The organism is Streptomyces sp. NPDC002886 (genome assembly GCF_042888445.1).
In the GTDB taxonomy this organism is placed as follows: Bacteria; Actinomycetota; Actinomycetes; order Streptomycetales; family Streptomycetaceae; genus Streptomyces.
Window position 1 is genome coordinate 727,593 of record NZ_JBIAPV010000004.1, and the last position, 12,400, is coordinate 739,992.

The window sequence follows — 12,400 nt, forward strand, 5'->3', positions numbered from 1 at the left end:
CTGACCTTTACTTGCCAACAAACCCCACCTGCATGGACATTGCACGTATGACGAACGTCGTGCTGGTGGGAACCCTGGACACAAAGGGTGTGGAGTACGGCTGGCTGCGCGAGAGGCTGCTGCGCGCCGGCGTCGAAGTGATCACGGTCGACACAGGAATCATGAACGAGCCCCGGGTCCCCGCCGACATACCGCGCGAAGCGGTGGCGCGGGCCGCGGGAACGGAACTGTCCGAGCTGCGCGCCGCCGCCGACCGGGGTGCGGCCGTGACCACGATGGCCCGGGGCGCGGAAGCGACCCTCTTACGCCTGCACGCCGAAGGCCGGCTGCACGGAGTCCTCGCGATCGGCGGCAGCGGTGGGACGTCCATCGCCACCCGGGCGATGCGCGCCCTGCCGCTCGGCGTACCGAAGGTGATGGTCTCGTCCATGGCGTCCGGGGACGTGGCCCCGTACGTCGGATCCGCGGACATCACGATGATGTACAGCGTCGTGGACATCGCGGGGATCAACAGCGTCTCCGCGCCGGTCCTCGCCAATGCCGTCGCGGCCGTCGCCGGGATGGCCGAGGCCTTCGCACGCTCCGCCCTGGAGCTGCGCCGCCCGGCCCGGCTGGGCTCGGGGCCCCGGCCGCTGATCGCGGCGAGCATGGCGGGCGTGACCACCATCGGGGTGGACGCGGCCCGGGAACGGCTGACCGAGCTGGGCTACGAGGTCCTGGTCTTCCACGTCAGCGGCACCGGTGGCCGGACCCTGGAGACCCTGGCCGGCCAGGGGATCTTCGCGGGCGTCCTCGACCTCACCCTCAGCGAGCTCGCCGACGACCTGTGCGGCGGCATCCTCACCGCCGGTCCCGACCGGCTCAGCGCCGCCGGGCGGGCCGGGATCCCGCAGGTGGTGAGCCTGGGGGCGCTGGACATGGTGAAGTTCGGCCCGATGGAGACCCTGCCCGAACGGGTCCGCTACCGCCGGGTCCGCGTCCACAACCCCTCGATCACGGTGATCCGTACGACCGGGACCGAGTGCGCCGAGCTCGGCCGCCGGGTCGCCGCCAAACTCCGCACGGCCACCGGTCCCACGGCCGTCTGCGTGCCCCTGCGCGGGCTGTCCACGCTCGGCGCCCCGGGCGGGCCGTACCACGACCCCGAAGCCGACGGGGCCCTGTTCTCGGCGCTGCGCGACGGGCTGCGGGGCAGCGCGGCCCGGATCTACGACTACGACACCCACATCAACGACCCGGACTTCGGGCGGGCGGCGGCCGACCGGCTGCACTCCATGATCGGAGCACGGGCCGCGGCGGCCTGATCCCCGCCACGGAGGTGCCCCCGACAGGGAACCGGCCGTGGCGGAAATGTGTCCCAGGTGATGGCCGGTCCACGGAACGACCGGCTCCGGGGCGCGGTCACGCCACGGCAAGGGGGAAGGCATGAACGGCGTGTGGTCGGTTCCCGGTTACTCGGAGGTCCGCGAGCTCGGTTCGGGTGCCAGCGGCCGTGTCGTCCTCGCGGTCCACGAGGGCACCGGCACGGCCGTCGCGGTGAAGTACCTGAACGACCGGATGCTCGAAAACCCGGTCTTCGTCCGGGAGTTCCGGGCGGAGGCCCAACTCCTCGGCGCCCTGCGCTCCCCCTACGTGGTCGGTCTGTACGAGTACGTCGAGGCGCCCGGCGGCGCCGCGATCGTCATGGAGCTCGTCGACGGCATCCCGCTGAACGCCCTGCTGAAGCAGTGCGGACGGACCGGCCCGGAGGCGGCGCTCGTGCTGCTGAAGGGCTCCTTGCTGGGCCTGGCCGACGCCCACCGGGCCGGCGTGGTCCACCGGGACTACAAGCCGGCGAACGTACTGGTCGCGGCCGACGGGACCTCCAAGCTGGTGGACTTCGGGATCGCCACCCCCCTGGGCACGACGCCCGGGGCGGCGGGCACGCCCGCGTACATGGCCCCGGAGCAGTGGCAGGGCCGGCCCGCGTCGCCCGAGGCCGACGTGTACGCGGCGACGGCGACCTTCTTCGAATGCCTCACCGGCCGCAAGCCCTACGACGGGCAGAACTTCGCCGAGCTCGCGGTCCAGCACATCGAGGCTCCGGTCCCCGAGACCGAGGCGCCCGAGCCGGTGCGCCCGCTGATCCGGCGGGGACTGGCGAAGGCTCCCGAACAACGGCCCGAGAACGCCGAGGCGTTCGTCGCGGAACTGGAGTCGGTGGCCCTGGCGGCGTACGGGCCCCAGTGGGAGGAACGCGGACAGCGCAAGCTGGCCGCGCTGGCGGCCCTGCTGCCCCTGCTGTTCCCCTCCGCGGGCGCCCCGGCGCAGGGCACCACCGCCCTGGCCACCACGGTCCTGCCGGCGCCGCCGCCGGGCTGGGCCCCGGGCGGGCGCGGCCTGCTCGCGGCGGGAGCGGCGCTGGCGCTCGGGCTGGTGGCCGTACTCGGCTACCAGGCGGTGGGCTCGGAGCCGCGCGGCGCGCTGGCGCTCAACGCGTTCGCGACGTCGAGCGCGTCCACGCCGGGCGCGCCCGCGCCGGCGCCCGGACCGAGCCTGTCCGCTTCACCGACGTCGAGCCCGAGCCCGTCCGCGTCGCCGTCCGCGTCGCCGTCGGCGACCCCGAGTCCGAGCTACACGATGCCCACGCCGACAGCCACGCCCACACCCACACCGAAGCCGACCTGGACGGTGACGAAGCCGCCGACCCCGACCCCGACCCCCACGCCGACCCCGTCCCCCTCCCCGTCCGTCAGGATCTCCGCGGTGAACGTCACCTCCTTCCGGCAGACGGCGCCGGGCACCACCGCGGCCTCCTTCTCCGTCGACAGCGACGGCGCGGGCCCGTACACCCTGATCGTCGAGTGGTTCACCGGTGACGCCGAGGGCGCCCTGACCGTCCCCGACGGGCGCCAGAGCGTCGAGTTCGCCGCCGGAAGCCCCGGCACGCAGACCCTCGCGCACACCTTCGCGCGGGGCGCCGGCTGCTACTGGAGCGTCCGCGCCACCACCAAGCCGGCCGCCGCCAACCAGAGTTCCGTCCAGAGCATCTACATCCGGGGGTGCAAGCCGGCATGAGCGATCCCCACGCCCCGCAGGGCGACGACGACTACAGCGCCACCGTGCTCGGCAGCCACTGGATCACCGGACCCCCCGCGGGCACGGAGCCGACCGCGCGCCTCGACGGCACCGAGCGGCTCGTCCCCGTCGGCGGGGTCGAACGGACCGGCCCCACCGCGCGGTTCGGAGTACCGGTCGGCGCCGTGCCGGACCGGGTCGAGGGTTCCGTCCTGCGCTTCGGACCGGGGGTGACGGCCGCGCTCCCCGCGCCGTTCCCGCTGTACCCGGCCCCGGCCCCCCGCCGGCGGCGCGAGTGGCGGCGCTACACCCTGGCGGCCGTGGTCCTGATCGGGGTCCTCTGCTATCTGGGCTGGCAGCGCTACGGCCCGGCCCTGGAGGTCGGGGACGTGGTGGTGTCCACCGGAGCCGCCGGCGCCGGGGGGCCCGGCTGCGACGGGACCGCCGATGTGGTGGCCGTCGTACGGACCAACGGGCGGCCGGGGGTGCTCACGTACCGCTGGCTGCGCAGTGACGGGACGCGCTCGGAGCAGCTCAGCGAACGGGTGCCGAGCGGCCGCAAGGAGGCCCGGCTGCACCTGCTGTGGACCTTCCAGGGAGCGGGCACCTACCCCGCGAAGGCCGAGCTCCAGCTTCTCTCCCCCGAACGGCGCACGGCCGCGGCAGAGTTCACGTACCGCTGCCGCCCCTAGACAGCCGGATCACCGCGAGTCCGCCGTCGAGGTCCACGCGGGAGCGGGGCGGGGCGCCGTCCTCCTCGTCGTCGCGCATGATCAGCGCGCTCTGCCGCTCCTTGAGCTCGTTCTGCTTGCCCGGCGAGAAGCTGGCGTGCAGTTGCTCGAAGCCGGTCGAGGACATCTGTCCCTTGCGGCCGTTCCAGCGCCAGGGCAGCAGGCCGGCGCGGCCCGCGCGCTCCAGCGTGAGGTCGAGGAAGGCGATGGCCGTGAGCAGCAGCGCGAGCCCCGGGAGGGTCATGAAGACGACGAAGGCCATGCCCCGACCCTAACCCCGGTCCTCCTTTCGGCCAACGGCCCGGGCCCGCCGAGCGGTCCTTCCGGCCGGGGGGATCGTGGCCGTGCGGCCGAGGCGCCGCAACCCCCGCTCCTGGTTGACTCGAACGTGTCGGCGAGGGCATCAGGGATGCGGCCCTCACGACACGTTTACTGCCACGTTCCAGCCGGCGATACACCCCAACGGAACGTGGCCGTCCCGCACGGATGCCAAGTCCGCGCGGGAGGCCCGCAGCCGCTTTGGGGAGTGGCTGCGGGCCATTTCCGCCTGCCCGTCCGTGGCGGGCGGCAGCTCGGTTCCCGCTCCTTCCTCAGAAGCGGGCGTGCGCGGTGATGTCCGCCGCGAACTCCCCCGTCATCGCCGGGGTCACCGTCGGCCGGCACTGCGCCACCGCCTCCAGGTAGTCCTCCGTGCTCGCGCCCAGCTGGGCGGCCGCCGCGCCGCGGGCGCCCACCGCCTCCAGGTCCCGCTCGAAGGACACCTGCGCCGCGATCCGCGCCGCGTGCTCGATGTCGGCCGGGGTGAACAGCTCGCTGGCCTCGACCAGCGCCGCCACGTCCACATCGGGACGGCCCGCCGTGTACCGGCCCCAGATCGCGGCGCGGGCGCCCGCGTCCGGGGTGCCGATCGGGATCAGGTAGTCGAAGCGGCCGGGTCGCAGGAAGGCCGGGTCGAGGGAGCGGATGGAGTTGGTCGCGCAGACCAGCAGCCGTTCGTCGCCCTCGCGGAAGCCGGGTATCAGCTTGAGCAGCTCGTTGGTCACCCCGTGGATCCCGCCGGGCTGGGCGGGCTCGGTGCGCACGGGCGCTATCTCCTCGACCTCGTCTATGAAGACGAGGACCCGTTCCAGCTCGGCGATGCGGGCGAACGCGTCGCGCAGCGCGGCCGCGAGGTTGCCCTCGTCGGCGAGGCGGGAGGGCAGCAGTTCCACGAAGGGCCAGCCCAGCCGGGAGGCGATGGCCCGGGCGAAGGTGGTCTTGCCGGTGCCGGGCGGGCCGAAGAGGGTGATGGCGCGCGGCGGCCGCACCCCGTGCGCGGCGGCCCGCTCGGGCTCGGCGAGCGGCAGCACCACGCGCCGCTCGATGAGGTCCTTCTCCGTCTCCATGCCGGCGACCTTGGCCCACAGGTCGTTCGGCAGGAAGCGGCCGCCGAGGTCGTCGAGGAGACCGGCGGCCGGACCGTGCAGCGGCTCGGTCTTCTCGAAGTAGGCGACGGCGGGCTGCCGCGTGTAACCGGCGTTGAGCAGGCCCTCGCCGAGCAGGTCCTCCTCGGGCAGGACGTACGCGATGCGCCCGACGCGGGCGGCGATGAGCCGCCGCTCCAGCTCCACGAGCAGCGCGCTGGCCAGGCCGCGGCCGCGCCAGCCGGCGGCGATGGCGATGCGCATGACCCAGGCGCGTTCGCCGGTGACGCAGGCGAGGGCGGCGCCGATGGGGACGCCCTGGTGAACGGCGACCACGCAGGGCTGCCGGTCGGTGAGGGCGCTGATGCATTCGGCGAGTGAGAAGACCGACTCCTGGCCGAGTTCGGCCGTGGTGTCGATCAGATGGACAACGGCCGCGAGATCGCTCTCGCGGTAGTCGTGGATCAGCCAGTTCACCGGGTACCGCCCCTCGTTCGTGCTCCTGCGTGCCTGCTGCGCACCTTGCTGCCGCGAGGCTAGGTGCGGGCGGGCCGCTTGATCACGCTCCGTCGTGCACAACACCCGGTCCGGGAACCCTCCGTATCGTCCATAGACTGGTGTTTTCCGCCCGAACTGCTGCCCGAGGATCGTCAAGCTTTCATGAGTTCCCACATATCCACCGCCACCGGTGCCCGGCGGCCGTACCTCGTGTGGCTGGTTCCGGTCCTGTGGACCCTGGCGCTCGGGGTGTGGGGGCTCTCCCGGCAGAACAGCGTGTGGCGGGACGAGGCGGCGACCTGGCAGGTGGCGGAGCGCTCCCCGGGTGAGATCTGGCACCTGCTCGGCCAGGTGGACGCGGTCCACGGCCTGTACTACCTGCTGATGCACGCGCTCTTCGAGGTGTTCGGGGCGAGCACGACCACCCTGCGCCTGCCCTCGGTGCTCGCGGTGGCGGTCGCCGCCGGCTGTGTGGCGCTGATCGGGCGCCGGCTGGCGGGTCCGTGGGCGGGACTGGCCGGCGGGCTGGCCCTCGGGCTGCTGCCGGCCGTGCAGTTCCAGCTCCAGGAGGGCCGGTCGTACGCGCTGGTCGCGGGCGGCGCCGGACTGTCGACTCTGCTCCTGGTCTCGCTGGTACCACTGACCACGGCCACCGGAGCCCGTCCCGGGCGACGGGCGTGGCCGCGCTGGACGGCGTACGGGGCCCTCGTGCTGGTCTGCGCCCTGCTGAACTGGTTCTCCCTGCTGATCCTGCCCGCCCACGCGGTGACCCTGTGGTGGGCGCGGGCCGGGCGCCGTGTCGTGGCGCCCTGGCTGCTCGCCTCGGGGGCGGGCGTGGCGGGGGCGCTGCCGCTGATCCTGTTCAGCCGGACCCAGTCCGTGCAGGTCTCCTGGATACCGCCGCTGACCTGGCACATGATGATCGGCCCGGGCGTCCTGCTGGCGATCGGCGCTCTGGCCGCCCTGGCGGACCTCCGGGGCGGGCCGCGCACCGGGCTCCCGGCCCGGCTGACGGCGGCCTCGGTCGGCCTGCCGCTGCTGGCGGTGCCCCTGCTGGGGCTCACCGCCGCCTCCCTGATCCAGCCGCTGTTCCTCGACCGGTACGTGCTGTTCTCCATGCTGGGTCTGGCCCTGCTGATCGGAGCGGCGCTGGGCGCGGCCGTACGGGCCCTCGCGCCCCGGTACCCGAGGGCGTCGGGCGCGCTCGTACCGGCCGTGGTCGCGGTCTCGGCGGTGGCGCTGCTGCCCGTGGCACTGGCCGACCGGTCTCCGGCCAGCCGGGTGGACGACGTCCTGGCGGTGGCCGGGGAGGTGTCCGCCCTGAAGCGCGACGGCGACGCGGTGCTCTTCGTCCCGGCGGCCCGCCGGGACACCGCGCTGGTCTCGCCGGGGGCGTTCGCCGGCCTGAAGGACATCGCGCTGGTCCGGAGCCCTTCGGAGTCGGGGACCCTCAAGGGCGAGGAAGCCGCCCCGGCACAGATCTCGGCGGCCCTGCGGGAGCAGCGGCGGGTCCTCCTGGTGACGGACTCGGGGAAGAAGGCGAAGCCCTCCGGGTCCGCGGCGGACCGGGCGAAGGCGGCCGTGCTGCGCGCGGAGTTCACGGTGGTGGAGGACCGGCAGGTACGGGGCCGCCGGGTGACGGTGTACGAGCGGCGCGGCTGACCCTGCGACGACGGGCCCAGGTCGTCTGGAGAGACGGCTCAGACCGCCGGCTTGCGGTCCACCGGGGTGGGGACCTCGATGGGGCCGCCGCCCCGGCGGCGGGGTCCGGACCAGGGCGCGGGCACGGCGTCGATGCGGTAGGCCAGGGCGTAGGCGACCGCCTCGTAGTTGACGCGCCAGCCGCGGAAGTGCGGCCAGGCCTGCTCCGGGTCGCGGGCCATGGTCACCCCGCGCTCGCGCATCCGTACGACCCCGTCGAGGAACTCCTCGTAGGTCAGCTCGATGGGGTCCTCCGGCAGCGGATCCGGGTCGTAGGCGATGCCCTCCTCGCGGGCCAGGTCGCGCAGGCAGTTGAAGCCCGCGCGCAGGGTCACCCGCATCTGGGTCTGCGGGGCCGTGGGGTTGAAGGCCAGGTGGAGCGCGGCGGCGTCCAGGACGGCGAGCAGGCTGATCAGCCAGTTGCGGTCCCAGCTCGGCGAGCGGAAGTGGATCAGCCCGGGGTGGTTGGTATGGCTCTCGCTGACCTCCGCGGACCAGCGCTCCCAGTCCCGGAACAGGTCGGGCAGGGTGTCCACCAGGTCGACCTGGGCGTGCCGGGCCAGCAGCTGGGGGCCCCAGGAGGGAACGCCGCCGCGGATGCGCAGCAGGCTGACCTCGGCCTCCCGGCGGGCGTAGGCGGCGTAGAGGGTCGGGAGGTAGCCGATCTGGAGCCCGATGACGATGGGGCCGGTGGCCGCGGCGCAGAAGTCCACGGCGGTCAGCTGGCCGCGGTCGACGCTGGCGAAGCCGAGGGTGAGGACGGAGGAGCCGGCTTCGCGCAGGGCGACGGCGAGCGGCATGTCGGAGACCCCGTGTTCCAGGAGCCCGTAGCCGAGCAGGAACAGCAGGAGCCAGATCACCAGCAGGAACAGCATCGCGACCGGTGCGGCCGGGGCCAGGACCCGGTCCTTGAGCTGCTCGCTGGGCATCCGGTCGGCGACGAACTGGTACGGGGCGCGGATCAGGACGCGCACGATCCGCGGCAGCTTCGAGCGCATGGCCCGGGGCGTCACCAGGGCCTGGGTGACCGAGACGAAGGTGCCGAGGACCACGAGGAACCCGGCGACCGAGCTGACCACCCGCACGCTGCGCCCTCCGCCTCGGAGCGACCCGCCGGGCGACGGTCTCGCCCGGCCACCTCAGGTCCCCGTGCCCCCGACTACCTCATATCCCCGCGCCCGCGGCCAACGGGCGGCGCCCATTCGGTCGGCCGCCGTGGCGGTGCCACGGGGGTGAGGCGCGGGGGTGAGGCACAGCGGATCCAGGCCGGCCATCCACGCCGGTGATCCAGGCCGGTGATTCACAGCGGATTCACATGGGCTCCCCGGCCCCGGTCACAGGTTGCCCGGCAAGGCTCGGAGCATGATCCAGCGCCTTCCCTCCCGACCGGACCGCCGCCCCCGCGCCCGTGCCCGTGCCCGCGGCAGGCGCTTCGCCCGGATCCCGCTCGCTCTGGCCGTCATGACGGCCCTGCTCGGCCTCGACGTCCCCGACGCGCCCGCCCGACCGCCGCTCGGCGTCACGGTCACGGCTCCGGCCGACGAGACGTCCGGGCGGGTCGGCGCCCTCTTCGCGGGCGGCCTCGACGACGGCCACTTCTGCACCGCGTCCGTGGTGCGCAGCCAGGACCGCGATGTGATCGTCACGGCCGCGCACTGTCTGGGCAGCCCGGAGACCACCACCTTCGTCCCGGGCTACCGCGAGGGCAGGGCCCCGTACGGTCTGTGGAAGCTGACCGGCACGTACGTGGCTCCGGGCTGGACGGACGGCGAGGACCCCGACCAGGACATCGCCTTCGCGACCGTGGCCCCGGTGGACGGCGAGCAGGCGGACGGCGAGCGGGCGGACGGTGGGCAGGCGGACGACCGGCGGATCGAGGACCTGGTCGGGGGCTTCCCCGTCGCGGCGGTGCAGCCGGCCGACGCCACGGTGTCCGTCGTCGGCTACCCGAGCCGCGACGAGTCCCCGCTGTACTGCGCCAACGCCACGACCCTGTTCTCCGGAACCCAGCGCCGCATCGAGTGCCCGGACCTCAGCGGCGGCACCAGCGGCAGCCCCTGGCTCGTCGACGGCGCCCTGGCGGGCGTCCTCGGGGGCTACGAGGGCGGCGGGACCGTGCCGGAGGTCTCCTACAGCGCGGTCATGGGCGACCAGGCGGTGGAGCTCTACCGCGAGGCGTCCGACAACGGCTGAGCGGGGGACTCGAACCAGGTCGGCTCGTCCCGCAGGGCCTGGCGGATCCGGTCCACCGCGAAGGACTCCAGCGGCTCCGGCAGCGCGTCCGGTGCGAACCAGGCCACCTCCAGCGACTCGTTGTCGTTGACCCGCGCCTCGCCGCCCGTGGCCCGGCAGCGGAAGGTGATGTCCTGGAACTGGCAGACGTCCCCGTTCGGATAGGTGATCGGCGGCAGCATCTGCACCAGCACCACCCGGTCCGGTACGCACCGCACGGCCGTCTCCTCGTACACCTCGCGCACCGCCGTTTCGGCCGGCTGCTCCCCCGGCTCCGCGATTCCGCCGACGACCGACCAGCGTCCGGTGTCGGCGCGCCGGCCCAGCAGCACCCGCCCCTCGTCGTCGACGACCACGGCGGTCACCCCGGGCAACAGCAGCAACTGGTTTCCGGCGGTGGCGCGCAGGGTGCGGATGAAGTCAGGTGTGGTCATTCCCCGACCTTACGGACCTTACGAGGCCCTGCGCATCCGGCGTACGAGGGTCCAGCCGAGTCCGCCCGCGGCGACGGCCAGCAGGAGGTACTCGACGAGCGGGCCGAAGCGGGTGGCGGGCGTTTCGGCGGACCGCAGCGGGATCTCCGCGACCAGCGCGTCGGCGGTGAACATCTTGGTCTGCTGGACGATCTCGCCGTCGGGACGGATCACGGCGCTGACCCCGCTGGTGACGGGCACCAGGACGGTGCGGCTGTGTTCCACGGCCCGCACCCGGTCCATGGCGAGCTGCTGGTAGGTCATCTCGGTGCGGCCGAAGGTCGCGTTGTTGCTGGGTACCGCGAGGACCTGGGCGCCGGCCCGGACGGTGGAGCGGACGGCGTCGTCGAAGGCGGCCTCGTAGCAGGTGACCATGCCGACTCCGCTGCCCGCCATGTCGAAGACCCCGGGCTCCTTGCCGGGGCCGAAGTCGCGTCGCACCCGGTCCACGTCGGAGCTGAAGAGCCGGACGAAGGAGCGCATCGGGATGCGCTCGCCGAAGGGCTGGATCTTGCGCTTGTCGTAGGTGTCGACGGGTCCCTTGACCGGGTCCCACAGGATCATCGTGTTGCGCAGCGGGCCCGTCTCCGGGGCCAGGACGGACCCGATGGCGACGGGTACGCCGATGGTCTTGACCGCGTTGTCGATGACGGCGTAGGCGTCGGGCTCGGCGAACGGGTCGATGTCGGAGGAGTTCTCCGGCCAGACGACGAAGTCCGGCTTCGCGACCTTGCCGAGCTTGATGTCCTCGGCGAGCTGGATCGTGCGGTTGGCGTGGTTGTCCAGGACCTGGCGGCGCTGGGCGTTGAAGTCGAATCCGGCGCGGGGCACGTTGCCCTGGATGACGGCGGCCACCACGGTGCCGTCCTCGGCCGCGTCGGAGACCAGCGGACGGGAGGCCAGCGCCCCGGCGAGCGGGGCGGCCACGGCGGTGGCGGCGAGCAGCACGGCGGTGGCCCGGCGGGTGTCTGCGCCGACGCGCAGGGCCTCGTACAGCCCGAATCCGCACAGGGCCACGGCGAAGGAGAGCAGCGGCGTGCCGCCGAGCGCGGCGAGCGGCAGGAAGACCCCGTCGGGCTGGCCGAAGGCGAGCTTGCCCCAGGAGAAGCCGCCGAAGGGGGCGCGGGCGCGCAATGCCTCGCCGGCGATCCAGACGGCGGCGCCCCACAGCGGCCAGGCGGGGAGCCGGCTGACGAGGGCGATGCCGAGGGTGGTGAGGCCGATCAGCAGGGATTCGAGGGCGACGAGCGCCAGCCACGGCACCGGGCCGACGCCCTCGCCGGTCCAGACGAGCAGCGGCAGCAGGAATCCGAGCCCGTGCAGCACGCCGAGGCCGAACCCGGTCCGCGCGCGGCGTCCGTACAGGCACCCGCCGAGCAGGGCGAGGGCGAGGGGGGCCACCCACCACAGGGGGCGGGGCGGGAAGCTGAGGTAGAGGAGCACTCCGGAGAGGACGGCGAGCGCGGGCCGCGCGAGCCGGCCGGCCCGGCGCCGCAAGGGGGAATCCGCCACGGGCTCCCGCACCGACGCCTGCCCTTCGTCGTTCGGGGCTTCGGTCCCGGCTTCGGTCCCGCTGTCGTTCCCGGCTTCGTTCCCGGCCGCGCGGGTCGCACTGCTGCTCATCTGGCGGAGTGTACGTCCCCGGCCTGTGCCGACGGCGGTGTCAGTGGGCCAGGGCACGCAGATGGGCGCGGATCACGAGGACCGCGTTCTGCGCGTCGTCGACGGTGACGGTGAAGAGCTTGCCGTCGCCGAGCCGCAGCTCCAGGCCTTCGCCGCGCCGGACGATGACGGCGGTGCCGCGCTCGGGGCGCCAGCGGTAGCCCCATCCGCCCCACTGTTGCGGGGTGATCCGGGGCAGGTACTCGGCGGCCTCCACCTCGGTGAGCCGGATCCTGCGGCGCGGCAGCCCGATGTGCCCGCAGCGCACCTCGACGGCCTCGGCGTCGACGGTGACGGCGGCGTGCACGAAGGCGAGGGTGCCGAAGAGGATGAGCAGACCCGCGGCGAGACAGCCGATCACCGCCATGAGCAGCGCGACGATACCGGCGTCCCAGGCGTAGTCGACGGCGATCTCGATCCCGAGCGCCAGAAAGGCCGCACCGGCTCCGGCGAGCAGCCACTGCACACGGTTGGAGGCCCGGCCCGTCCAGAGCGGACCCGGAGGGTGACCCGTCATGTGTAGCAGCGTACTCACGTTCCACGGGGACGCCACCGACCTCTCGCCCCGAATCGCACGCGAGGTTCCGGGCGACCGGCCGAGCCCGCGGCGTCTGGTGCCGTGCCAGACGCCGCGGGCCCGGCA

General features: G+C 73.8%; 11 protein-coding genes. 5 read left to right on the top strand and 6 right to left on the bottom strand.

The features are described from left to right. Positions 1-47: 47 nt before the first annotated feature. The 3 genes from ACFYYB_RS21610 (at position 48) to ACFYYB_RS21620 (ending at position 3,749) form a co-directional block, all read left to right on the top strand. Positions 48-1,304, top strand: coding sequence for a Tm-1-like ATP-binding domain-containing protein (locus ACFYYB_RS21610; RefSeq protein ID WP_389436839.1), 1,257 nt, complete (start codon positions 48-50; stop codon positions 1,302-1,304). 121 nt (positions 1,305-1,425) lie between these two features. Then, a complete protein-coding gene (locus ACFYYB_RS21615; RefSeq protein WP_389436840.1) occupies positions 1,426-3,057 on the top strand; it encodes a serine/threonine-protein kinase in 1,632 nt (543 codons plus the stop codon). Then, positions 3,054-3,749 (top strand): hypothetical protein, encoded by a 696-nt coding sequence (locus tag ACFYYB_RS21620; protein ID WP_389436841.1) that lies wholly within the window; start codon positions 3,054-3,056, stop codon positions 3,747-3,749. The genes ACFYYB_RS21615 and ACFYYB_RS21620 overlap by 4 nt, the downstream gene beginning before the upstream one ends. On the opposite strand, the gene ACFYYB_RS21625 is transcribed toward ACFYYB_RS21620, so the two are convergent. Both ACFYYB_RS21625 and ACFYYB_RS21630 read right to left on the bottom strand, forming a co-directional pair. Further along, positions 3,727-4,050 (bottom strand): DUF6191 domain-containing protein, encoded by a 324-nt coding sequence (locus tag ACFYYB_RS21625; RefSeq protein ID WP_389436842.1) that lies wholly within the window; start codon positions 4,048-4,050, stop codon positions 3,727-3,729. The two genes, ACFYYB_RS21620 and ACFYYB_RS21625, sit on opposite strands and share 23 nt — an antisense overlap. Before the next feature lie 328 nt (positions 4,051-4,378). Further along, positions 4,379-5,668: an ATP-binding protein gene (locus ACFYYB_RS21630; protein WP_389436843.1), complete on the bottom strand. Its 1,290-nt coding sequence runs from the start codon at positions 5,666-5,668 to the stop codon at positions 4,379-4,381. A gap of 183 nt (positions 5,669-5,851) precedes the next feature. On the opposite strand from ACFYYB_RS21630, the gene ACFYYB_RS21635 reads away from it, so the two are divergent. Beyond that, a complete protein-coding gene (locus ACFYYB_RS21635) occupies positions 5,852-7,351 on the top strand; it encodes a hypothetical protein (protein ID WP_389436844.1) in 1,500 nt (499 codons plus the stop codon). Positions 7,352-7,389: 38 nt separating this feature from the next. Here ACFYYB_RS21635 and ACFYYB_RS21640 read toward each other — a convergent pair whose 3' ends face one another. Further along, positions 7,390-8,475 carry a hypothetical protein gene (locus ACFYYB_RS21640; protein ID WP_389436845.1) on the bottom strand — a complete coding sequence of 362 codons (1,086 nt, stop codon included), beginning with the start codon at positions 8,473-8,475 and terminating at the stop codon, positions 7,390-7,392. A 277-nt stretch (positions 8,476-8,752) separates the two neighbouring features. On the opposite strand from ACFYYB_RS21640, the gene ACFYYB_RS21645 reads away from it, so the two are divergent. Further along, on the top strand, positions 8,753-9,583 hold the full coding sequence (locus ACFYYB_RS21645; protein ID WP_389436846.1) for a trypsin-like serine peptidase: 831 nt from the start codon (positions 8,753-8,755) through the stop codon (positions 9,581-9,583). Here the strand turns inward: ACFYYB_RS21645 and ACFYYB_RS21650 are convergent. The 3 genes from ACFYYB_RS21650 to ACFYYB_RS21660 are packed head-to-tail and all read right to left on the bottom strand — an operon-like array spanning position 9,556 to position 12,274. Then, positions 9,556-10,056, bottom strand: coding sequence for an NUDIX domain-containing protein (locus ACFYYB_RS21650; RefSeq protein WP_389436847.1), 501 nt, complete (start codon positions 10,054-10,056; stop codon positions 9,556-9,558). The genes ACFYYB_RS21645 and ACFYYB_RS21650 overlap by 28 nt on opposite strands. Before the next feature lie 18 nt (positions 10,057-10,074). Beyond that, entirely contained in the window at positions 10,075-11,718 is a 1,644-nt protein-coding gene (gene lnt, locus ACFYYB_RS21655; RefSeq protein WP_389436848.1) for an apolipoprotein N-acyltransferase, read from the bottom strand. Between the two features lie 40 nt (positions 11,719-11,758). Then, entirely contained in the window at positions 11,759-12,274 is a 516-nt protein-coding gene (locus ACFYYB_RS21660) for a hypothetical protein (RefSeq protein ID WP_389436849.1), read from the bottom strand. Positions 12,275-12,400: the final 126 nt, after the last annotated feature.